This is a genomic window from Armatimonadota bacterium (genome assembly GCA_016223145.1).
Lineage (GTDB): Bacteria > Armatimonadota > Fimbriimonadia > Fimbriimonadales > Fimbriimonadaceae > Nitrosymbiomonas.
In genome coordinates this window covers 1-21,056 of the sequence record JACRPN010000011.1, presented here as the reverse complement: position 1 = coordinate 21,056, position 21,056 = coordinate 1, and the positions used below count along the sequence as shown (strand labels likewise).

Below are 21,056 nucleotides of genomic sequence, written 5' to 3'. Positions count from 1 at the left end.
GAACCAGCCGACCTTTCGGCGCTTGCCGCCGCATGGAGCGACGTGTTCGAGACAGAGGTCGAGTCCGCCTAGTGAAAAGCGGCGACAAGTCGCCGCAGTCCAAGAGGGTAGTTCTGAATCCGGTCCAAAATGGAGCCACATTGCACCGCATCTACCTCGACCATGCCGCTACCACGCCGCTTCATCCTGCGGCGCGCGAGGCGATGTTGCCGTGGCTGGGGGAAGAGGGACACGGGGACGGAGGGACGAAAGGACAAGAGGGAATAGGGTTCTTTGGCAATCCGAGCAGCCTCCACGCGGAGGGCCGGAGGGCGAGGCAGGCGGTTGATGAGGCGAGAGAGACCCTTAGCGAGGCTCTTGGTTGCCTGTTCGGCGAGGTGGTGTTCACCTCGAGCGGCACTGAAGCCTGCAACCTCGCGATCATCGGTGCCGCCCTCGCCAACGAGAGCCCAAAGCGAAACACGATTCTGCTCGGAGCGGCGGAGCATCATTGCGTGCGCCACGCCCGGCCGATGCTTGAGAGGCTGGGCTGCCAGGTGCTCACGTGTCCCGTCGACCGATATGCAACGCCCGACCTGTCGGTTTTGGCGGACCTGATCCGAGAAGACACCTTGCTCGTCTCGGCGATGCACGCCAACAACGAATTAGGGACTCTTGCACCCATTTCGGACATTGCGAGATTGGCTCGAAACGCGGGAGCGCTGTTCTTTTCCGACGCCGTCCAGACCTTCCTCACGGTGGATTACTCAGAAGTAAATTGCGCCGACATGATTGCCGTTTCGGCCCACAAGGTCAACGGGCCGAAGGGAGTGGGCGCCCTTGTCGTTCGCGGAGGCGCCAAGGTCAAGCCTGTCTTGCCAGGAGGCGGGCAGGAACGTGAAATGAGGGCGGGCACCGAAAACGTGGCGGGGATCGTCGGCTTCGGGGCAGCGGTCAAGGCATACCGTGATCGGGACTCAAAGGCACAGTCAGAAGCTCGCTGTGCGTTCGAAGCGGCTTTGGCTCGCGAGCGGCCCGCCGGGCTCGTCTTCTCCGTCCCCAAGAGAAACCCGAGACTAGACGGGCACTCTCATCTTCGCTTCGAAGGGTGCTCTGCCGAATCCTTGCTGATCGTACTGGATCGGCTGGGGGTCTCGGCCAGCAGCGGCGCCGCATGCAGCGCCGGCAGCCTGGAGCCTAGCCACGTTCTGCTCGCCTGTGGCTATTCCGAAGTGGAAGCGAACGAAGGCCTTCGATTCACCTTTGGCCGCAATACCACGGTCGAAGAGGCCGAGGAAGCGGCGCGAAGGGTGCTCTTGGCGGTCGAGCAGGTGCGCGGCAATCGACACCCATGAAGAGGCTACTCTGGACCTCACACAAAGGCACAGCGCTGAAAACAAGCCACCAAGAGGTGGTCAAGAGCCTGGGTGTATTCCTTTAATCCCTGCAGGGTCTCGTCCGGGCTTTGGCCCTTGCGAGAAACGCCGTTCCAAACACCTAGTGCCCAGCACCTAGCACCTACTCCCCTCCCGCAGCCAAACCTGCCTTACCAGTTCGTACCTTTCCAGCTCCATGCCCGTGTAGATGCAGTTGCTGGTGCTGAAGATGTAGCCAGGAGCCTTCATTCCTTGCAACAGGGCGTACCGCGCCGACTCGATGCACTCTTCGTCGGTGCCGGTCTGCAGCTTCCCGCAGTCCACGTTGCCGCAGAGGCACACCTGGTCGCCCACGAGCCGTACCACCTCCGCCATGTCCACCCCGCCCTGGGGGTCGAGGGAATGGAGGGCGTGGGGAAGGGCAGATGATTTCGGACTGCGGATTTCGGATTTCGGATTGGGTTCGGAGACTTTGCTCCCGCCTGGTATCGAGTGCGTTCCGGACCCATCGCCTCGGTTCCTTTCGGCTCCGGGCTCGCTGGTCCCAGAATCCGCAATCCGCAATCCGCAATCCGAAATCCCCGAAGGCACCAACCGGTCCAGGATCGGCATGATGTTGCCGTCCGTGTGCTTGGTCACGTAGAACCCCCGATCCCGATACTCCCGGTAGCTCGCGTGCAGGTACGGCGTCACGAACCGGTCGAACCACGGCATCGGCAGAAAGCACCCCGAATTGAAGCAGTAATCCGAGCACAGCGCGAAGCCATCCAGCACCCCGTGGGCCGCCAGCCGGTCGGCCCGCTTCAGGTGCCAGTCCAGGCTCCGCTGCGCGTCTTTCTCGACCGCCTCGGGGTCCTCGTTCATGCGCACGCTCATCTCCTCCATCTGCGCGCCGCTGGGGATGGCGTAGGTCGGGTCGCCGTGCATCATCAGGAAGTACTTGCCGCCATCGATGTCTCGGATCGCGTCGAGCAGCCGAATCTCCTCGGCGACGCCGCCGGGGTTGGGGTGGACGAAGATCGCGTCGTGCTCGAAGCGCTCGGCGGTGTCCACGAAGAGCTGAGCCATGTCCTTGCGGTGCATTTCGCGCTCGGCTTCCGACATTTGGTGCCATTGTTCGTAGTAGCGGTGGCTGGGGTGGACCTTGCCGAACGCCTCCATGGTCAGAAAAAAAACGAGCTCAAAGTGGGGCACCCGGCCGGCATAGGGCCTTCTCTCAAGTGCAGAAATGAACCGTTCGCGCGGGGTCACACGGGGATTGTGGCGCAAGGAGTGGTTCCGGGGAACTCCCTCTCCCTCGCGCTCCAGTGACGACGCCCTTCATGAAATTGGAATAGCGGGGGAGAGGGCCGGGGTGAGGGGGCGCATTTCCCAGGCTTTCGTCCTTCAACCCTCGTCCTTCAACCCTCAACCTTCGGCCCTCGCTAGCACCCCCACCCGGCCTAAAGGCCACCCTCCCCCGCGACGAGAACGCATGGGGTGAACGAAGGCTCTATGGTCGCAGGAGAGGGAGAGCCCGCGGCGATGAAGCGTTCGCGCGGGGTCACGAGGGGATTGTGGCTTCCCCCGGCGACGAGAACGCCTGGGTTGAACGAAGGCTAGAGGGTCGCAAGGAAGGGAAGGGCGCGGCGATGAAGGGGGCAGGGGTTGAAGGCTCCCGGTTGCCCCCTATGGCGCGCCTACCGGCTGCCCGTTGCGGCCGGGTCGATCGTGGACGACTTGGCGATCTGGACCGCGATCATGATCTGCCCCATGGATGCGCTCTGGACCTCAATCCTTGCTCGGTTGTCCTTGCCGCCGGAAGTGCTTACGAAATTGGTCGCGGCTTTGCCAGAGAGCGTGGCCACAGAAGGGTTCAGGTTCGCCAGCGTGAGATCGAGCTTGCGGTCGGTTCCCAACACGCGGACGGTATAGACCGCCTTCTGGCCGACGACCAGCGTCTTTGGCGGCTCGACCGATAGGCTGATCGCTTCGATCGGCTTCACGTCGTCCACGGACATGGAGATCTCTTCAGACAGGAGGTCTTGTCCGTGTCCGTCGGAAAAGGCGATGGTGTGCGTTCCAGGGGCGAGGTCCTGCGGAATCCTCGCGACGCATCCGGTGGGCGATGTGGCAAGGATCTCGACGGGCTTGCCGTCGATCTGGATGACGGAGTTTGCACCGCCATTGGTCCATCCGAAGGACGCCTCTTGGCCAGGCTGGATGAAGCTGGGCGGATCAATGCGCGGAGCGGCATTGCCCTCGCCGGAAGGCCGAATCCATGCGTTCGCCGCCACGCCGAGGCCCACCAAAGTGAGCACCAGCTTGTCCGAATCGTTCGGCGCTTTGACGGTGGCTTTGCCATTGGCGTCAGTGGTTGCTTGAGTTCCATCGGGCATCGAAACGACCACTCCTGAGAGGAAAGCGCCCTTAGCATCCACGACGCGCACCATGGCGTCCTGCCCGGCGATCACCGAGCCCGACATGATGATGCGGGGCTGGCCGTTCAGGTCCATCGGCTTGATTTCGGGGTCGATCGTCTTCGGCGCGTTGCGGTGCTCGTGGGAATTCAGCCACCACTGGAAGTGCTCGCCACACTCGAACCGGTCGGGGGTCTCACAGAATTTGTGGTCGCCCATCTTCAGACTCTTTTGGTTGGGGTCCTTGGGCACCACTTTGCCGCCCTTTAGCTCGTGCGTTCGGGGGTCGAACGTGATGACGGGAGGCGGCTCGGGCTGCTTGGCGGGGTCCTTCTTGCCATCAACCTTCTTTGGGGGCTGAGGCTGCCCATCGCCCTTACCTCCATCCTTCTTGCCGCCGTCGGGCACAGCCGTGGCGCCGGAGTTTGTCGTCTTTTCGGCCTTCTTCTTCTTGGCGTCTTCCTTCTCTTTCTTTTCGAGTTCGTTCGCCTTGTCGAGGTCTTCCTTTGACTCGTAGTAGACGATCAGGACGTTAACGACTGCCGAGCCGGCGGTCGAGGGGGCGGCCTTGGCCTTGGCGTAAGGAGTCTTCTTGCCTGTGACGCCTTGCGAGACGAGTTCGCCCTTTCCGCCAGGGGTGTTGGTGCTCTTCACTTCCCAGCCGACGGGCTTGGGCGGATCATCCTTGCCTTGAGCTTGAGCGGGTCCGTGGATTCCGAGAGTCATGGCGCTGAGAGCGCCAAGGGTCCAAACGATCTTTGCAATCTGAGAACGCAAGTGCTGCATGTTTCTTGCCTCCAGGTCCGCCTTGTGTATAGGTTTCTCACACGATGCGGCGGGTATGTGGGCTTTGAAGAAGCAAGGCGCAAAAGTGTTCCCGATTGAACTTGGAAAGAGGTTTTGGGGCATCCGCCCGCCGCGGGCCGACGTAGCACAGGCGTCTCGCCTGTGCTACTATGCCGACAGCGCTCAAAAGCCGGAGCCGTAACCTTGAAACCTACGGCATCCGCTCGCCTCGCGCCGCGACGTAGAGCGTGTACCACTCCTCGCGCGAGAGCTCAAGCCCGTCGGCCTTTGCCGAGTCGGCGATGTTCGCCGGGTTCGCTGAACCCACAATCGGGATGATCCCCGAAGGGTGCTTCATCAACCAAGCCAAGGCGATGACCGTGCGGCTGACAGCGTGAGCGATAGCGACCTTGTCCATCGCCTCAAGCAGCGCCAGGCGCTTGGCGTCGTCGGCGGGCGCGGCCTGGCCCTCCCCAAGGGATCCACCGCCGAGCGGGCTCCACGAAAGCGGCACGATGCCATCTGCCAGGCACTGGTCGAGCGTGCCATCCACAAAACAGTCCAGCCGCTTCAGGCTGACCTCCACCTGGTTGCTCACGATGGGGAAAGGCAGGCTCTTCTGCAGGAGCGACACGTGTGTCGGGAGAAAGTTCGAGACCCCGAACCAGCGGACTTTCCCGGACCGATGCAGCGCCGTGAACGCCTCCGCCACCTCCTCCGGGTTCATCAGCACGTCGGGACGGTGAAGCTGATAGAGGTCGATGGTCTCGACGCCGAGACGCTTCAGCGAGCCTTCGCAGCTCTTCAGGATCCAGTCCTTGGAGAAGTCGTATCGGCCCGGGTCGCCGGGGTTCGGTGTGTTGCCAAACCGAATGCCGCACTTTGTGGCGATGATGGTTTGGCGGCGCAGTTCCGGCGAATCCTTGAGTAGCCGGCCATGGTGTTCCTCGCACGCCCCGGAGCAATAGATATCGGCGTGATCGAACAGCGTGTAGCCGGCCTCGTAGGCGGCGATCAAGGCCTCGCGTGCCGATTCGGCTCGGGCCGAAGTGATCTCTCCGGGGTTCCACGTCCCCACGATGCGCATGCATCCGTAGCTGAGGCGGGAAACGGTGAGGTCGGTCTGGCCGAGTTGGAGAGTGGTCATGGCGTCAAGGAGATTCTATTCTCTTCCAGCGCGACTTGACGTTCCCTCACGGACACTCCGTTTCGCCCTTTCGCCCTGTCCCCGTTTCACCGACTCACCCTCTCACCCATTCCCCTTCTCACGCACTCACCGACTCACGCTCCGCCCATCCCTCGCGATCGGCAACAGCTCCGGCACGGTTTCGCCGCTCTCCTTGTACTTCAGGCCGTGGCTGCAGTACTGGATCACAAACGCCTTGCGGATCCCCTTGCTCCGGTTGGCGGCACTCTTGTGCATCGTCAAGGACCAGAAGCAGATCACCGACCCCGCGGGCACCGGCACCGCAAGGCCCTGGTCGGGGTCCTCGGCCGAGTGGCCTGTCCATCCGAGGTCGGTCCACTCATGCTTCCTCAATCCGCCCAAATGGGAGCCGGGCAGTACGCTGATGCAGCCGTTCTCAAGGGTCGCATCGCTGATCGCGAGCCACAGGGTTAGGTAGGGCGCGGGGTCGACCTCGGTGTAGGCGTCGTCCTGATGCCAGGGGAAGATCTTCTCGCCCTCAGGGTGCTTGAACACGGTCTGGTTCCAGTAGAGGTCGACGTCTGGCCCAAGGAATGCCGTCGTGATGTCCACGAACTCCTGGCGCTCGCAAAACGCCCGCACCAAGGGGTCGTTCTCGGCCAGATGGTCGTTGAACGTAATCTCGTTGGCCCTCGAGATCCCAGAGTCACCCTCGGTCTTGAGCTGCTCGTGGCGTCGGCGCTCGTACTCCTCGACGGTCCGCGCCAGACCGGCCATGTCGTCGAGGCTGAATAGCCGTTCGAACACGGTGAAGCCCAGAACCGCCATCTGCTCGCGGCGATCCGAGCCGATCTCGACGCTCATTCCACGGTCACGCTCTTGGCGAGGTTACGAGGCTGGTCGATGTCGCAGCCCTTGATCCGTGCGATGTGATAGGCCAGAAGCTGGAGCGGGATCACCGAGAGCAGCGTGTTCAAGAAGTTGTAGGGGGTGCGCGGGACGTGAAGCGTGTAGTCCGCCGCCAGCCGCACTGCCTCGGATTCCTCCGTGGTCACCGCCACCACCGTGCCGCCTCGCGCCCGGATCTCCTGCATGTTGCTCACGGTTTTGTCGGTGAGCGCCGGGTCGTTCGCGCCGAAGACCGCCACCACGCCCTTGGTCACTAGCGCCAGCGGACCGTGCTTCATCTCGCCGGCGGGCGATTCCTGTGTGGGGATGTAGGCGATTTCCTTCATCTTGAGTGCGGCTTCCAGCGAGGCATAGGCGTCGGCGCCTCGACCCAGGAAGAAAAAGAGCGGTGCGTCCTGGATAGCCTCCGCGAGCGCGACAACCTGGGGCTCGACCTTCAGCGCCTCCTCGGCTAAGTGGGGCAGCTCGCGGAGCACCGCCACCGCATCCGGGACGCGGATACCGGGGGTCTCTTGAACTTGCGCGATGTAGAGCGCAAGCAGGGTGAACACCGTCACCTGGGCCACATAGGCCTTGGTGCTGGCGACCGAGATTTCGGGTCCGGCTTGGGTGAAGAGGGTGCGGTCGCACTCCCTCGCAATGCTGGACCCGATCACGTTCACGATGCCGAGCGTGCGGATGCGCCGCTCCTTGCATAGCCGCAGCGCCGCGAGCGAGTCAGCCGTCTCACCGGACTGCGTCACGAAGATCGCCAGGGACCTGGGCGAGAGCACCGGATCGCCGTAGCGGAACTCGGAGGAATAGAAGACGTCCGTGGGCAGCCGCAGCAGCTTCTCGAACATGAACTTGCCCATGAGCCCCGCGTGATAGGCCGTGCCGCAGGCGATGATGTTCACCCGGTCAATCTCATGCCACACGTGCTCGCTGAAGATGTTCTCGAACCGAATCCGCCCGCTGTCGTCGATCCTTCCTGCGAGGCACTGCTGAAAGACCTCCGGCTGCTCGTGGATCTCCTTGAGCATGAAGTGGTCGTAGCCGCCCTTCTCCGCGGCCTCCAGGTCCCAGTCCACGTGCAGCACCTTGACGGGCTCCTCTTTGCCTTCGAGCGTGAGGATCCGTATGCCTTCGGTCGTGATGACGCCGATGCGCTGGTCTTCGAGGATCACCACTTCGCGGGTGTAAGGGATGAGCGCGGTGATGTCGCTGGCGAGGAAGCTCTCTTCCTTGCCGAGGCCCAGCACGATGGGGCTGGCGCTGCGCACGGCGACGATCTTGTCGCGCTCGCGCTTCGACATGACCACCAGCGCGAACGCGCCACGGAGCCTAAGCGCCGCCCTGCGGCAGGCCTCTTCGAGGGGCACGCCGTCCTTGTATTCCTGCCCGATCACGTGCGCGGCGATCTCGGTGTCGGTCTCGGAGTGGAAGTGATGCCCGGCGGCCACGAGTTCGGCGCGAAGCTCCAGGTAGTTCTCGATGATGCCGTTGTGGATGATCGAGACTTGCTCGAACTGGTCGTAATGAGGGTGGGCGTTCTCGTCGGTGGGTCCGCCGTGGGTGGCCCAGCGGGAATGGGCGATGGCGAGATGCGAATCGGGTGGGTTCTCGCCGACGAGTTTGCCGAGCTCTGTGAGCTTGCCGGCGCGTTTGAGCACCTGGATGTTGCCGTTGCTCAGGAAGGCAATGCCGGCGCTGTCGTAGCCCCGATATTCCAGCCGCTTAAGCTGGTCGAACACCACATCGATCGCCTTTCTTGGGCCCACATAACCCGCAATTCCACACATGACGGCTAGGGTACCCGGGGCCGGTTCCCAAAGCGAGGTGCTTCGGGAGCGACATAGTCGCGCATCGCATTGCGCTTGATGACGCCCGGATTTGAACCAGTGTATGATAGTCTTGTTGGAGCAATCGATTCCGTGGGAGGTATCCGGCAAATGGTCACATTCATCGCGTGTGCATACCTTAGCTCAGTCGCTTTAGCGTTTCTGCCAGAGCAGCATCATTCATATCGAATCGCTGGGATTGAACTAGGAATGTCTTCTGCAGCGGTGGTAGGAGTCTTGGGGATTCCAGAGTCAAAGTCGGGACCACTCGCGTCTAGGAGTCTGCAGACAGCGAGTTGGAAGTCGTATGACTTATGGGTTAGGTTTGATGGTGGAAAAGTCGTAGCGATAGTGACTCACAAGCCCAATCCGAAGACGTCTCTTGTTGATGTGGGAAAGAAAATCGGTGACGCTGTAGCTGCATATGGCGAGCCGACTGACATCTTGAACGAGCCATTGGAACCCAGCGAACTCGCTAAGTCAAGAAACCTCTTTTTTCAGGATTGTCTGATAAGATATGCCTGTGATGCCGATCAGACAATAACGGAGGTAGGGCTAGATCAGAGGGCAAACAATGCTGGGAAGAAGTACAAGGCGGATAGACTCCCAGATTACAGACTGAGCATAGAGGGTCTTAAGTGGTACCAGATCCCTCGTCAATCTGATAATCCAGGAAGAGGCCATAATCCAGGAAACAGCAAAGGGGTTGAAGCCCAAGGCCTTGTAATTAACCGACGTACTTATGAAGTCAACGTAACGGTTAGTATAAGGGTGTATGACACTTACGGCAAACTCTACGGTGAGAGTTCGCAGGGCATGCAGTCCGTTAAGCCTGGCGAGTTCAGGTCGTTCAGTATTAGATATATGAGATCAGGTATGGTAATTGGGAATGTCGTGGTAACATCGACAGCTCCGCTGCGTGATAAGTAGTAACAGTATAGTGCATGCTCTGATGTCCGTCTGATTATGTGCCATGGCGTTAACACACTTTGGTTCGATCATTCTCCGAATTGCTTCACTCCGTCAGCCGGTAGATATTCAGCAACGTGACCTCGTCATACTTGATGTGCCATTCCACAAGGCAGCACCACCCGTAGCGGCCCCTGTTTGACCTTCTTCCCATCCGGCCCGACCTTGACCTTCCCGTCCCAATTCAGCTCCGTCATTTCACTTCAATCGTGGCATCTTCGTTAGCCAGCGGTCGCGATGCGCACTGATCCACTTCTGCACAGCGTCTCCTGGCGCTTGTCGCCATGAATTCGGTCGGGTGTGTTTGACCCCGGTTGTGTCGAGAAATGAAGTTGGGAACTGGCAGTGAGGAAAGAGTCCAGCGTCGACCCTGGTGTACCGGTCGGAAACGTCGACGAGCGGTTTGGCTCCCAGAATCCGCTCTTTATCGAGGGCAGGAATGCAGGTGACGATTTGCTGTTCGGGCCGGCGCTTCTTTGCCAGGGCTATCGCCGGCACGATGTCGGTGTCCCCTGTCACCACGATCAGCTTGTCGTAAAGTCCACGGTGCGTATCGTCGACGATTGCGATCGCGATGCTGACGTCTGTGTGCTTCTCCTCAAAGCCAGGATAGTCTCGCGGCCCCTTGTAGTCACACCCTGCTACTCGGCACTCCCTTCTTTTGGGTTTCATCTCGCCCAGGACAACACGAACCTTTGGCTTCGTCTGAAGGGCATCCAAGTAGGCCTCTTGGTTGGCTCGATTGGGGCCCGTGACCAAGGCCTCGTAGAACCCGATGAACAGGATGTCGTCCTGTGGGAACTGTCGCTCGAAATGCTGTTGCAGGTCCACCCATTTGCATCCGAGCGGCTTGGCGAGGCCGTAGTAGAGATTGAACCCGTCAATGTAGACAGCCGTCGCCATGTGCGCGGATGCTACCCTAAAAGCAAAATGGCTCCGCACGCGGAGCCGAGCCGCTCCCGTGGGCGCGGCAAGTCGTAATCTATTATACGGCGTTGTGACAGATTTGTCTACAAGTATTTTTAACAGGCGGAGCAAGTCGCGGCCAAATGAGACCTGGGCCCCACTGCCATGTCTACCATTTCGGTGACGTCAACGAAATGGCCAATGCGTGTTCCGAGCTCCAGAGGTTGACGGTCTGCACATCCGGGATCCTAGCCAGTGTCGCACCCGTGCCAACATGCGCCCGATCCAAATGCCATGGACTCGGGCCTAGCAATGGCAGGAAGGAAGCTGTCATGAGATCGATGATGAGTATAGGTTCCAGGGAATCTGAACACTCTGGCCTGGAGATGTGGGCGATTTGCGATGCACGATGGCCGGTGAGGAAAGTACTGAAAATCCCGAAGTGAACGAGTATTTGGAGGATTTCAGGGATTCTGGAGGTCGGGCGCCCCCATGAGTCCCTCTCAGGTACAAACCAAGCGGGTTCATTTTCTGCATGAAAGTTTTCGTCACCGGCGCTGCCGGATATATCGGCAGCGTCGTCACCGAGCGCCTTTTGGATGAAGGCCGCCAAGTCGTCGCGTTCGACAACTTCGACACCGGCAACCGCCAGGCCCTCGACCCCCGTGCCGAACTCATCGAAGGCGACCTCCGCGACCTCGAAGCTGTCACAAGGGCACTCAAGGTCGCGAAACCCGACGCCGTCGTGCACCTGGCCGCGCGCTCGCTGGTCGGCGAATCGGTCGAGAACCCGGCGCTCTATTTCGAGGTCAACGTGGGGGGTGGGCTGAACCTGCTGCACGCCATGCGCGAATCGGGCGTGAACCGCATCGTGTTCTCCAGCACCGCGTCGGTCTACGGCGAGCCCGAATACGCGCCCATCGACGAGGACCATCCCAAGCGCCCCGTGAACCCCTATGGCGAATCAAAGATCATGTTCGAGCGGATCCTTGGCTGGTGCGGCCAGGCGCACGGCCTGAAGCACGTTTCACTCAGGTACTTCAATGCCTGCGGGGCGTCGAGCCGTTTCGGCGAAGCCAGAAAGTGCGAGACTCACATCCTGCCGATCCTCTTTCAGGCCGCCCTCGGCCGGCGCAAGAGCTTCAGCTTGTTTGGGACCGATTACGAGACCCCCGACGGCACCTGCGTTCGGGACTACGTGCACGTGATCGACATTGCCAACGCCCACATCGCCGCGCTGGAGCACATCGATGAGGTGAAGTCGAGGGCCTTCAACATCGGCAGCGGCGCTGGGTATTCGAATCTCGAGATCATCGAGGCGGTTAGGCGGGTTACGGGCGTGAACTTCGCCGTGGAGTCGGCCCCCCGGCGCGCGGGCGACCCGGCAAGGCTGACGGCATCGAACGAACTGATCCAGCGGGAGCTCGGCTGGAAGCCGCAGTTCACTTCGATCGAACCGATGGCTCGATCGGCTTGGGACTTCGCCCAGAGGCACCCGAACGGGTATTCGAACTGAACACAAGAACAGATCTGTGAAACAAAACGGACCCTCCTGGCGCAGCGCCAGAAGGGTCCTGAAATGCCTAGCCGATTACTTCTTTCGTCGGGCAAGAAGCATGAGTCCGGCGAGGCCGAAACCAGCGATGCTCGCAGGCTCGGGAACAGGAGTCACCATGATGTTGTCCCAGAACAGCGAATCGGGGTAGGACGCCGACCCACCGCCCATCACGACGGACATGGCAGGCGTGGATCCGCCCGCGCTGAGGGTCCCGTACAGGAACCCGCTGCCCGATCCTGGCAAGGAAAGGGTGAACGTACCCAGCAATGAGCCCGTACCGTCTGCACCTGTATAGGCGCTGAAGTACGCTTCATCGTCGTCCGAAGGCACGAAGTCTCCAACCTCGACAGAGAAGGAGGTGATCCCTGTACTAAAGTTCAGCATGAAAGGGCCGCCGGCCGTGCTGAAGAAGGGAGAAAGGGTCCGATGGCCCCAGCCCGCCGGGGTTCCGGAATAGATGGACATGTCGGTCACATCAAAAGCCGAGCCGGGCCGCGTGATTACCAGAGTCTGGGACCCGCTGGTCATGCTGACAGCGGTGTATCCGCCAACGGCGTAGCCTCCAGAATCCGGCACGCCCTCAAAGTCAAATGATTGAGCTTGCGCAAGGCCGAACGCCGAAACGGCAATCGCCAGCGCAACGTAGCGCATTGTGTTTTTTCGCATATGATCTCCTTTTGGTGGGTCAACTAACCCAAACCGAGGCCCCTCGTGCCTCATGACCATTATCCAACAACTCCCATGATTAAAGGTCTCATTGGGTTCGTTCCAGTAAATTTGCCAGTAGCCTATCGAACGGCTCCGATTCAACACTTCGGAGTTGCAATCCTTACAATCTCGTATAAAATGAACCCATGAAGCGAATCGCAGTACTTACCCTCTCGACTCTTGCGTCCCTCTCCGCCTTCGGCCAGGGGCTCAGCCCCAAACAGGCGTTCGAACAGCTCAAGAAGCTGGCCGGGACCTGGGAGATGGGTATGGGCGACCAGAAATTCCAGGTGGTCTACAAGGTTTCTGGCGCCGGGAGCGCCGTGTTTGAGACGCAGTTCGCGGGACAGGCACACGAAATGGTCAGCGTGTATCACATGGACGGCGACAAGCTGATCATGACCCACTACTGCGCCGCAGGCAACCAGCCCACGCTCGTATACAAGCCCGGTAAGGACGCCAAGGTCCTGAACTTCGAGTTCCTAAGGGCTACGAACCTGAAATCCAAGGATGTCCACATTCACGGCGCTAGGATCGTGTTCCAGGGGCCTGAGAAGCTCAAGAGCGACTGGATCGGCTTTGCGAACGGCAAGGCCATGGGCACGACGACATTTGACCTAAAGAAGGTCGCGCCTGCAGACGCGATCAAGTGAAGAGCCGAGCGAACACCGGCAGGCCCCATCACAAAATCAGCATCGCATCGCCGAAGCTGAGGAAACGATAACGCTCCTCGATCGCCTGGCGATAGGCCTCAAACACGGCTTCGCGCCCTGCCATCGCCGAGATCATCATGAGCATCGTGGTCCGCGGCAGGTGGAAGTTTGTGAGCATCGCGTCCACGACCTGAAACGGGTAGCCGGGGCGAATGAAAAGCTTAGATTGTTCGGCCCCGGATCGCACCTGGCGGGGCCCCGTCGCCATCGTTTCCAGCGTGCGAACGGTGGTGGTGCCGACGGCGACGATGCGGCCCCTGCATTGGGCGATCGCCTCCGCCGACGCCTCCGGGACGCGGCAGGTCTCCCCGTGCATGACGTGCTCGTCCAGCACCTCCGCCATGACGGGACGAAACGTGTCGATCCCGACATCCAGTGTCACCCAGGCAACGCCAATCCCCTCCCGTCGCAGTTCGTCGAGAACGCCTTGGGTGAAATGGAGCCCCGCGGTCGGCGCCGCGCTGGACCCCTCCTCGCGGCTGTAAACGGTTTGGTACCGTGCCGGATCGTTGAGCACCGTATGGATGTAGGGGGGCAGGGGGGTCCGCCCCGCCGAGGCGAGCTGCTCTGAGACATCGCCTGAAGCCACGAACCTCAGCGTGCGCTCGCCGCCCTCGCCGACGGTCTCCACTTCCGCCTCGAGCCCCTCGCCAAAGCCGATGCGCGTACCGGGCCGCAGGCGCTTGGCGGGTTTGGTGAGCGCGACGTATCGGTTTGGGGACAGCCGCTTCGTGAGAAGCGCTTCCACATGCCCACCAGACGCCCGATGCCCCACTAGACGCACCGCGCTGACTCGGGTGTCGTTGAGCACCAGGAGGTCGCCAGGACCTAGATGACGCCCCAAATCGCGAAACCGCCCATGGGACACCTTCCCAGTGGCCCTGTCAAGAACAAGCAACCGAGAGGCGGAACGGTCCTCAAGGGGGACCTGCGCGATCAGCTCCTCGGGCAAGTGGTAGTCATAATCGCTCAGGCGCTCCAATCCAGGGCTCCCCTTATCTCCTTCAGGCTGGCGATCCTGCGCGAGGCCCGGTCGGTGGCCGCCCGCCGATCGATGAGCAGAGCCTGCATCCCCGCGCCGAGCGCCCCGGAGACGTCGTCGATGGGATCATCGCCCACGTGGAGCACCTCTCCGGGTTCGAGTCCGAGCTTTTCCAGCGCGACCTCGAACAGGCGCCGGTCGGGCTTTTCGACCCCCTCCTCAAGCGACGCCAGTACGAACTCGAAGCGGTCTGCGACGCCGAGAGCCCTCACCACGCGATGCAGCGAGACGTCCCAGTTGCTGATGACGGCCAGCTTGAGCTCCCCCTGGGCAAGCCGATCAAGGCATGGAAGCACGTCGTCGTACAGCGAGAAGTAGTGGGACGGGCCGGAGTAGAGGAGCCTGTCGGCGACCTCCAGGACGTCATCGAGGCGATAGGGAGGCACATCGATCGAAGCCATCCAGTCCGAGGTCAGCTTCCGCCAGTAGTGCTCCACCAGCTTCAGGTCGCGCGAGGCGTTCACGACCTCAAACTCGGTCCTGCGCGAAAGGAACAGCCGGTCATAGCGCTCCGCAGCGACCTGGGGATCGTGCGGGATGCCGAGTTCCGCAAGGCAATCCACACCGAACGCGCCAGGCTGCCAGCCCACGCGGACGAGGGTGCCTGCGGCGTCGAAGGTGATGGCGCGGATAGGCATATCGGGCGGCGCGAGATTACCGCCTGAAGTGGGCGGCGAGCCAGAACACGAGCGTCAGGACCGCGCTGATCAGGAGCATGGTCGTCATCGGAAAGAAGAACGAAAATCCCTCCCGATGCACCCATAGGTCGCCCGGCAGACGGCCCAGCTTGAGGCCCGTGGAGGCTTGGAGCAGCCAGACGGCTGCGCCAAGCGCCACGAGCCCCAGGCCCATGATCACCAGCGTTCTTCCGAGGTTGTCCATGACGTTCTTTCTACGTGCTACTCTATCGCCAAACGATCATGCGACTGTTCAAGTTCGCCGCGCCGAAGGGGCCGGGATATGGCATTGCGAGCAACTTCCAATTGGACGTGCTGGCAGGGACCGCTCATCTGCCGGCGCTGCTCATGTTGGTCAACCCACAAGGCGAGGCCGGTGCTGTGGCAGGATTTGGCGCGCCGCTGACCCAAGGCGCCACAAAGGAGGACTTGGCTCGGCCGATGAAACGGGGGTCTTATGTGGTGGCCTCTCCAGACAAGAAGAACGTCCTGCAGATGCTGGTCTTCAGCAAAGAGGAGGGTGGTTTCGACCCCGAGGCTGTCGCCATGAGCCGTCTGGCCGACGAGCTTTCACCCGACCTGCTCGCTCGGATTCGGGCCACCTGGATGCTGGCGCAGTTCACCGTTCGCTCCCACGACGCGGCGGTTTCACCGGCGATCAATTTCATCAACCGGCTGGCAGTGAGGTTCGCTCAGCTCACCGACGGCTGCATCGCCGACCCGATGTCCGAGCGTTACCTGCTTCCCGAACAGGTTCCGGTGAGCCGGTCGGACCAGGAGCCCGTGCTGGCGGTGGACCACGTGTCGGTGCGCACTGCGCCCCGCGAATATGGGATCACGGCGTTCACGCTCGGCATGAGGAAGTTCGGTCTTCCCGAGGTCGAGATCGACGCTTTGCCGATCGGTTCGGAGACTCTGGCAGTCTCGTTCTTGCTCGGTGTCTGTCAGGGCGCCTTCAGCGGCCGGCTGCTGCGAACAGGCGACCGGGTTGGGTCCACCAAGCAACCCTTTGTGGTTGCCGAAGGTGGCCTCGACCGTGGGCGATGGGAGGGCATCTCCGTCTTCGAGTTGCTTCCGCCCACAGGGGTTCCCGCCGAACAGGCGATGAAGGCCTGGGCGGTGGAGGAATCGGTGAGGTAGGGGAGCCATCCCATGGGGGCTATAGGGCAGTTCGGAGAACCCTCAGAAAGTGGAGTGACTTTGGATGAGCGGCAGCCCAAGGGAATCCGGGTTCCGGGTGACGGGGTCGGGTTTTCGGGCCCGCGATGGGAAAGGGTGGCCTTTGGCCGAGTGGTGGTGGATGGTGGTGTTGGTGGAAGTGCCGGCAGCACGGGAGCCGTTGCGCTATTGCCCGCACTTCAGAATATAGGCTGGCACGGGCTCAGGCTGGCCCTTCAGCTCGAAGGAAGCGCGTTCGAAGCCTTGAGGCGGCGACGACTCCAGATAGGCTCCCCCCAAGATGATCTCCCCCCCTCCCGCCTGGCCTTGGAGCCGGTTGGCGACGTTGACCACGTCGCCCATGGCGGTTAGGTCCACCATGCCGACAGCGCCCACATTGCCGACAAAAGCCACACCCGAATGGACCGCGATGCCGACCGGCAGGTCCCTCAAAGCCGGATGAGACTGCGCAAGAGAGCGCTGTGCGGCCTGCGCGGCGGCCAGGGCCTTTTCGTTGTACCCCCTGCCCGCCACCCCCTCAAGAAACAGCGCCTGCAGGCCGTCGCCCATGTACTTGTCGATGAGCGCATCGTGATCCAGGAGCACGCGGGTCACCAAGTCGAAAAACCCGCTCATGGTGGCAGCGAGTTCAAGAGGTGGAGTCCGAGCACTGAGTCCGGAATAGTCGCGTACGTCGGCGACAAAGACGGCGACCGGCACCTCCGCGCCGCCCGCCGGCAAGCGATTGCTGCAGAAGCCGCAGATATTCGGGTTCTTGCTCGAGGGCGACCAACCGAACGGCCGCAACAGCCTGCCAAAACCCCTGAACGGGGCGCTGCAGACTTTGCACCTTGGCGAGGCCGGCAGCCTGGGAAACAGCCACCGGGCCACTCCCTCCAGCCGGTGGCCGTGGGTCAGATAGTCCTTCCACCAGTCTTCGCTGCCTCGCGTCGGCACGGGAGCAGTATGCGCCAGGGTTAGGGGATTGGCGCAATCGCGGCGATGGTGGCCTGGGCGGCGGCCCAGTACAGATCGCCGTTCACAGGGGCCTGGCCCGTCACTTCCCTGGTTCCCGACTCCTGGACGATCCGTCCCTTCACAACCACATGGTGCTGGGAATCCTGATCCTGAAGCTGAACCTCGACAAGTTCAAAACCTGCGCCATTGCCCAGGCGCTCAAGCGCTTTTGCCGTCGCCAGGGCGATCGCCTCCACCAAGGGCTGCCCGGTCCGGCTCTGCACGCCGCTCGCCACTTTGCCTCCGAGGCTCAAAGTCACCGACGCGGGTGTCTCACCCAAGCCGTCTGCCGAGACGTCGATCACGGTGATCGCGTTTCCCGATTTGGCCGTCGAAACCCCTTGCGACCCTGAATCCCGGTGTTGCTCAGCGGGTCCGCTGCGCGCTTCGACGTGGCGTGGCGCTTCGGCGATCGCTTCCCGGGCGGCTTTGGCGGCGGCTTTACTCGCCAGCGCGGCTTTGCTCGCCATGTTGATCAGCGCGTCCAGGGTGGCGGCAAAGTGAATCTGCTCCCGCTCGCGGGTGCGCCTGCCACCAAAGATGCCGACGGAGAACGAGACCGGGTCAGTGCTGTCGCCCACGAAGAGTCCGGCGCATTGCCGCTGGACGGTCTCTCCGAGCTTCTCAACGGCCTCTCTCGGGCGGATCGAGGCGATCGCAAACTCGTCGCCGCCATAGCGCACCAGCAGATCGTCTGCCTCGTCGACGGCGCCCTTCAGCATCCCCGCGATGCGCTGAAGCACCCGGTCGCCGACGACGTGACCGAACTCTTTGTTGTAAGCGCCGAAGTCGTCGAGGTCCACAAAGAGGATGGTGACCTCGTGCCCCTCTTGCAGCATCGCCACTCCCCACTCGCGAAGACGGTCGCTCCAGTTCAGCCCGGTCAGGGGGTCGTAAGTGCGGCCGACAATGGGCAGCAGCATCGTGGCGGTCACCATGCCGAGGTATTTGCCCTTCGCCGTGGCGGGCACGTAGTCCCAGTCTTTGGTCGCAAGGAGCTGCGCGACGTCGCGGATGGACTCTTTGCCCTCGACCACCGTCGAAGGCTGGAGCATCCAGTCGCGGACCAGAGCTTCAGGTCTCGCTTCCGCCATTCGCGCGGCCGGCAGCACACCCACAAGCTGCCCGTCCTCGAGGACGGCAAGCGCACGGAGGCCGTGGCCTTCGATGAGAATCCGCGCCGACGCCATGAGGTGGTCCGGGTTGGCCCAGACGGGTAGGAGTTCGAGGTCGGCGACGGTGTTCACGGCAAAGGTGGGCCGGCAGGGATCCATGCGGGAAGGTGCAGGGTCCCCTGCCCGTTATATCAGGGAAGCGCTTCCGGCGCGAATGACGGAATTGCCTGATTTGCATGTTCCCGGCAATCTTAGCAGGAGACTTGCTACATCGGTATATCTTGACTTCGGCGCGCGTTGATCGTCAGGGCGAAAGGGTCCGGGATGGTTGCGAGGCTCATCTTAGGCTCAAACCTGCCTGATTTGACGGGATTGCAGATGGGGGCTTGCACGAATGGAATTCCTCATCTATAATGCGGTTGGTACACCGATGTATCAAGAGCCAAAGAAGTCAGATCGAGGAGAAGCGACGGGGGCGGTCACGATCCGCGCCGTAGCAGCAAGGGCCGGGGTCAGCCCGACCGTTGTTTCGCGCGTGCTGCATAACCGCGCAACCTCAATTCGTGTGAGCGAGGCGACCGCCGAGCGAGTGCGCCAGGCGGCGAAGGACCTTGGCTACCGGCGAAACGTAATGGCCCGGCTCTTCCGCGAGCGCCAGACGATGATGATCGGCGTGCTCCACGGCATCGGCTTCGGCCGCCCTCATTTCGCGGGAACCTCCCAGTATTTCGCTGCCCTGATGGACGGCGTCATCGACGGCGCGTTTACCCATGGTTATGCCGTAACGTTTTGCCCACACCTCTTGGGGCAGACGCCCGAAGACGCGATGGCCGATGGACGGTTCGACGGCCTCGTGTGGTACAGCACCTACCCTTCCGGTGAGAACCGCGCCATGCTCGAGCGTTGCTCGGTGCCGCTGGTGTTGATTCACACGCCTTCGAGCGAGTTCGCCGACAAGTTCCCGTCCGTAATCTGCGACAACGAGCAAGGCATTCATTTGGCGCTCGACCACCTGGTGCAGCAAGGCCACCGCCGCATCGCCTTTGCGCTCGAAAGCGAAGACCTCTTCGGGGAGGCCGTGCTCAGAAGGGACGCCTTCTTGAAAGAGATGAATGCTCGGGGCTTAGGGGCCTCTGAGAGCGACGTCATCGACATCCGGTCCGACCGCACCGGTTTGCACATGTATCTGGCCTCGGGTCTGCGCCATTCGGCCGTCATCGGCACGAGCGATGGCGTGGCGGCATCCTTCCTCAATCTCGCGCCCGGATACGGCGTTCAGGTACCGAGAGACCTTTCGGTCATCGGTTTTGACTCGACTTCTTATTGCGACCAGCTTCGGCCGGCGCTCACCTCGGTTTCACAACCCCTCGTCGTCATGGGCCGGAGCGCAGTCTCCCTGCTCGTCCAAAGCATCAATGGAGACGCGCCCGACCCCGCTGCACTCGTTTACCCGTGCGGCCTCGATATTCGAGGTTCCACATCGTCTATCTCGGCAGGTCAATCATTATGAAACGTAAGGGTTTCACCCTCATTGAACTACTCGTCGTGATCGCGATTATCGCGATCCTCGCGGCGATTCTCTTCCCGGTCTTTGCGCAAGCCAAGGCCGCGGCAAAGAACTCGCTCGATCTTTCCAACACCAAGCAGCTCGGCCTTGGCCTTATCATGTACAGCACGGACTATGATGACGTGCTCGTTTGGGGCATGGACGAAGCTTGGCAGCACACCTGGGCCTCTGAAGTCGTGCCGTACATCAAGAATGGCGACATGAGCGGAAAGGGCCTCGGAAGCGAAACCACGCCGAACTCCGGCTTCGGCATCTATCGTAGCCCGTTCGACTCCAACTTCGGCTGGCCGTCTTGGGTCCACCCATACGACTGGGCGCTCGGCGTCACGATGTCGTATGGCGCAAACGGTGCGCTGAACGGATGCGACGGCGGGCCCTGCTTGTTGCTTGGCCTCTTCACTCCGATGGCGCAGAGCTGGATCAGTCCGCAGAGCGTGAGCGCGACGGCAGTTTCGTATCCTGCGGACACCGTGATGCTCGCGGACAAGTTCAACGCCGACGCGCAGAAGAACGGCAGCATGGGCGTGTTCAGCGCGTTCTGCGGCAACGTCTTCATGAACGTCGACTGGTTCGACTGGTGCGCCCCGAACGAGATTCCCAATGGGAACCCTGCGGCAGGCTACCCCTGGATATTCAACAACGGGACCGCCTTCCCAAAAACCCGAAACGGCGCAATCGGCATCACGCACGCCGGCAAGACGAACTTCGTGTTCCTGGATGGCCACTCGAAGTCCATGACCCCGGTGCAGACCAACCCCGACCCGCAGAACCAGCCCGCAAAGAACAAGTGGCTGAGGGACCGGCCATAACCCATGACGAGACGAATCCTTGCCCTCGTCATCCTCGCGGGATCGATTGCTGCCGGTTGCAACAATCAACCCGTCATGTCGAAGCAGGATGAGGCCGCCTTCCGGGGCGCCAAATCCGGCGACGGACCAAGGTCGCCAGAAGCGCAAAAGGCTATTGGCGACTTTGCCGAAAAGTACAGGAAGGAGCACCTCAGCGCGGGCGGGCCGCCCAACGGCCAGCCCATGGGCGGTGCTCCTGGCCAGCCACCGGCTGGCATGCCTCAGGGCCGGCTGGGCGGCTCGCAGTAATCCTCTGAGAGCGGAAGAACGGCGTCCCTACTTTTTGTGGGGGCGCCTTCTCATTTTGATCGAGGGTGATTTCAGGGCGAGGACGCCTTCTAGGGGCTTTCATGCAAAGGACG

Annotated in this window: 20 protein-coding genes; 8 read left to right on the top strand and 12 right to left on the bottom strand. The window is 61.7% G+C overall.

Features of this window, described 5'->3' with window-relative positions:
- The first annotated feature begins 32 nt into the window (after window positions 1–32).
- A complete protein-coding gene (locus HZC36_08820) occupies window positions 33–1,334 on the top strand; it encodes a cysteine desulfurase (GenBank protein MBI5707076.1) in 1,302 nt (433 codons plus the stop codon).
- Between the two features lie 156 nt (window positions 1,335–1,490).
- Here the strand turns inward: HZC36_08820 and HZC36_08815 are convergent, their stop codons facing one another.
- From HZC36_08815 to glmS, 5 genes are all read right to left on the bottom strand, one after another.
- Window positions 1,491–2,606: a hypothetical protein gene (locus HZC36_08815; protein MBI5707075.1), complete on the bottom strand. Its 1,116-nt coding sequence runs from the start codon at window positions 2,604–2,606 to the stop codon at window positions 1,491–1,493.
- A 428-nt stretch (window positions 2,607–3,034) separates the two neighbouring features.
- Complete coding sequence (locus tag HZC36_08810; protein ID MBI5707074.1) at window positions 3,035–4,540, bottom strand: Ig-like domain-containing protein; 1,506 nt, start codon at window positions 4,538–4,540, stop codon at window positions 3,035–3,037.
- A 211-nt stretch (window positions 4,541–4,751) separates the two neighbouring features.
- The gene (locus tag HZC36_08805; GenBank protein MBI5707073.1) at window positions 4,752–5,687 is read right to left on the bottom strand and encodes an aldo/keto reductase; all 936 of its coding nucleotides are present in this window, start codon (window positions 5,685–5,687) and stop codon (window positions 4,752–4,754) included.
- Between the two features lie 126 nt (window positions 5,688–5,813).
- Window positions 5,814–6,551 carry a phytanoyl-CoA dioxygenase family protein gene (locus tag HZC36_08800; GenBank protein ID MBI5707072.1) on the bottom strand — a complete coding sequence of 246 codons (738 nt, stop codon included), beginning with the start codon at window positions 6,549–6,551 and terminating at the stop codon, window positions 5,814–5,816.
- A complete protein-coding gene (glmS, locus tag HZC36_08795; protein MBI5707071.1) occupies window positions 6,548–8,377 on the bottom strand; it encodes a glutamine--fructose-6-phosphate transaminase (isomerizing) in 1,830 nt (609 codons plus the stop codon). The genes HZC36_08800 and glmS overlap by 4 nt, the downstream gene beginning before the upstream one ends.
- Before the next feature lie 150 nt (window positions 8,378–8,527).
- On the opposite strand from glmS, the gene HZC36_08790 reads away from it, so the two are divergent.
- Entirely contained in the window at window positions 8,528–9,346 is an 819-nt protein-coding gene (locus HZC36_08790) for a hypothetical protein (protein ID MBI5707070.1), read from the top strand.
- 237 nt (window positions 9,347–9,583) lie between these two features.
- On the opposite strand, the gene HZC36_08785 is transcribed toward HZC36_08790, so the two are convergent.
- On the bottom strand, window positions 9,584–10,288 hold the full coding sequence (locus HZC36_08785) for an NYN domain-containing protein (GenBank protein ID MBI5707069.1): 705 nt from the start codon (window positions 10,286–10,288) through the stop codon (window positions 9,584–9,586).
- Between the two features lie 538 nt (window positions 10,289–10,826).
- Between HZC36_08785 and galE the strand changes: the two genes are divergently transcribed.
- Window positions 10,827–11,807 carry a UDP-glucose 4-epimerase GalE gene (galE, locus tag HZC36_08780; protein ID MBI5707068.1) on the top strand — a complete coding sequence of 327 codons (981 nt, stop codon included), beginning with the start codon at window positions 10,827–10,829 and terminating at the stop codon, window positions 11,805–11,807.
- A 75-nt stretch (window positions 11,808–11,882) separates the two neighbouring features.
- On the opposite strand, the gene HZC36_08775 is transcribed toward galE, so the two are convergent.
- The gene (locus tag HZC36_08775; GenBank protein MBI5707067.1) at window positions 11,883–12,575 is read right to left on the bottom strand and encodes a PEP-CTERM sorting domain-containing protein; all 693 of its coding nucleotides are present in this window, start codon (window positions 12,573–12,575) and stop codon (window positions 11,883–11,885) included.
- A gap of 128 nt (window positions 12,576–12,703) precedes the next feature.
- On the opposite strand from HZC36_08775, the gene HZC36_08770 reads away from it, so the two are divergent.
- Entirely contained in the window at window positions 12,704–13,210 is a 507-nt protein-coding gene (locus tag HZC36_08770) for a hypothetical protein (GenBank protein ID MBI5707066.1), read from the top strand.
- Window positions 13,211–13,238: 28 nt separating this feature from the next.
- On the opposite strand, the gene queA is transcribed toward HZC36_08770, so the two are convergent.
- Genes queA through HZC36_08755 form a run of 3 tightly spaced genes read right to left on the bottom strand, consistent with a single transcriptional unit; the run spans window position 13,239 to window position 15,194 of the window.
- Entirely contained in the window at window positions 13,239–14,252 is a 1,014-nt protein-coding gene (gene queA / locus HZC36_08765; GenBank protein ID MBI5707065.1) for a tRNA preQ1(34) S-adenosylmethionine ribosyltransferase-isomerase QueA, read from the bottom strand.
- A complete protein-coding gene (locus tag HZC36_08760; protein MBI5707064.1) occupies window positions 14,240–14,950 on the bottom strand; it encodes an HAD-IA family hydrolase in 711 nt (236 codons plus the stop codon). Before HZC36_08760 ends, queA begins: the two co-directional genes overlap by 13 nt.
- Before the next feature lie 16 nt (window positions 14,951–14,966).
- On the bottom strand, window positions 14,967–15,194 hold the full coding sequence (locus HZC36_08755) for a DUF2905 domain-containing protein (protein ID MBI5707063.1): 228 nt from the start codon (window positions 15,192–15,194) through the stop codon (window positions 14,967–14,969).
- Window positions 15,195–15,232: 38 nt separating this feature from the next.
- On the opposite strand from HZC36_08755, the gene HZC36_08750 reads away from it, so the two are divergent.
- Window positions 15,233–16,129 (top strand): hypothetical protein, encoded by an 897-nt coding sequence (locus tag HZC36_08750; protein MBI5707062.1) that lies wholly within the window; start codon window positions 15,233–15,235, stop codon window positions 16,127–16,129.
- 204 nt (window positions 16,130–16,333) lie between these two features.
- Here HZC36_08750 and HZC36_08745 read toward each other — a convergent pair whose 3' ends face one another.
- Together HZC36_08745 and HZC36_08740 are read right to left on the bottom strand one after the other, a co-directional pair.
- On the bottom strand, window positions 16,334–17,104 hold the full coding sequence (locus HZC36_08745) for an adenylate/guanylate cyclase domain-containing protein (protein ID MBI5707061.1): 771 nt from the start codon (window positions 17,102–17,104) through the stop codon (window positions 16,334–16,336).
- A 20-nt stretch (window positions 17,105–17,124) separates the two neighbouring features.
- Complete coding sequence (locus HZC36_08740; GenBank protein ID MBI5707060.1) at window positions 17,125–18,438, bottom strand: GGDEF domain-containing protein; 1,314 nt, start codon at window positions 18,436–18,438, stop codon at window positions 17,125–17,127.
- A 271-nt stretch (window positions 18,439–18,709) separates the two neighbouring features.
- Between HZC36_08740 and HZC36_08735 the strand changes: the two genes are divergently transcribed.
- From HZC36_08735 to HZC36_08725, 3 genes are read left to right on the top strand one after another with little or no spacing between them, the layout of a single operon-like run.
- Window positions 18,710–19,789: a LacI family DNA-binding transcriptional regulator gene (locus HZC36_08735; protein MBI5707059.1), complete on the top strand. Its 1,080-nt coding sequence runs from the start codon at window positions 18,710–18,712 to the stop codon at window positions 19,787–19,789.
- Window positions 19,786–20,655 (top strand): prepilin-type N-terminal cleavage/methylation domain-containing protein, encoded by an 870-nt coding sequence (locus HZC36_08730; protein MBI5707058.1) that lies wholly within the window; start codon window positions 19,786–19,788, stop codon window positions 20,653–20,655. Before HZC36_08735 ends, HZC36_08730 begins: the two co-directional genes overlap by 4 nt.
- Window positions 20,656–20,658: 3 nt before the next feature.
- Window positions 20,659–20,943 (top strand): hypothetical protein, encoded by a 285-nt coding sequence (locus HZC36_08725; protein MBI5707057.1) that lies wholly within the window; start codon window positions 20,659–20,661, stop codon window positions 20,941–20,943.
- The last annotated feature ends 113 nt before the right edge of the window (window positions 20,944–21,056 follow it).

Excerpts from the sequence above, each read along its gene's own strand:
- HZC36_08820 (MBI5707076.1), top strand. The coding sequence starts at position 33 with ATGGAGCGACGTGTTCGAGACAGAGGTCGAGTCCGCCTAGTGAAAAGC.
- HZC36_08810 (MBI5707074.1), bottom strand. The coding sequence starts at position 4,540 with ATGCAGCACTTGCGTTCTCAGATTGCAAAGATCGTTTGGACCCTTGGC.
- HZC36_08805 (MBI5707073.1), bottom strand. The coding sequence starts at position 5,687 with ATGACCACTCTCCAACTCGGCCAGACCGACCTCACCGTTTCCCGCCTC.
- HZC36_08800 (MBI5707072.1), bottom strand. The coding sequence starts at position 6,551 with ATGAGCGTCGAGATCGGCTCGGATCGCCGCGAGCAGATGGCGGTTCTG.
- glmS (MBI5707071.1), bottom strand. The coding sequence starts at position 8,377 with ATGTGTGGAATTGCGGGTTATGTGGGCCCAAGAAAGGCGATCGATGTG.
- HZC36_08790 (MBI5707070.1), top strand. The coding sequence starts at position 8,528 with ATGGTCACATTCATCGCGTGTGCATACCTTAGCTCAGTCGCTTTAGCG.
- HZC36_08785 (MBI5707069.1), bottom strand. The coding sequence starts at position 10,288 with ATGGCGACGGCTGTCTACATTGACGGGTTCAATCTCTACTACGGCCTC.
- galE (MBI5707068.1), top strand. The coding sequence starts at position 10,827 with ATGAAAGTTTTCGTCACCGGCGCTGCCGGATATATCGGCAGCGTCGTC.
- HZC36_08775 (MBI5707067.1), bottom strand. The coding sequence starts at position 12,575 with ATGGTCATGAGGCACGAGGGGCCTCGGTTTGGGTTAGTTGACCCACCA.
- HZC36_08770 (MBI5707066.1), top strand. The coding sequence starts at position 12,704 with ATGAAGCGAATCGCAGTACTTACCCTCTCGACTCTTGCGTCCCTCTCC.
- HZC36_08760 (MBI5707064.1), bottom strand. The coding sequence starts at position 14,950 with ATGCCTATCCGCGCCATCACCTTCGACGCCGCAGGCACCCTCGTCCGC.
- HZC36_08755 (MBI5707063.1), bottom strand. The coding sequence starts at position 15,194 with ATGGACAACCTCGGAAGAACGCTGGTGATCATGGGCCTGGGGCTCGTG.
- HZC36_08750 (MBI5707062.1), top strand. The coding sequence starts at position 15,233 with ATGCGACTGTTCAAGTTCGCCGCGCCGAAGGGGCCGGGATATGGCATT.
- HZC36_08740 (MBI5707060.1), bottom strand. The coding sequence starts at position 18,438 with ATGGATCCCTGCCGGCCCACCTTTGCCGTGAACACCGTCGCCGACCTC.
- HZC36_08735 (MBI5707059.1), top strand. The coding sequence starts at position 18,710 with ATGTATCAAGAGCCAAAGAAGTCAGATCGAGGAGAAGCGACGGGGGCG.
- HZC36_08730 (MBI5707058.1), top strand. The coding sequence starts at position 19,786 with ATGAAACGTAAGGGTTTCACCCTCATTGAACTACTCGTCGTGATCGCG.
- HZC36_08725 (MBI5707057.1), top strand. The coding sequence starts at position 20,659 with ATGACGAGACGAATCCTTGCCCTCGTCATCCTCGCGGGATCGATTGCT.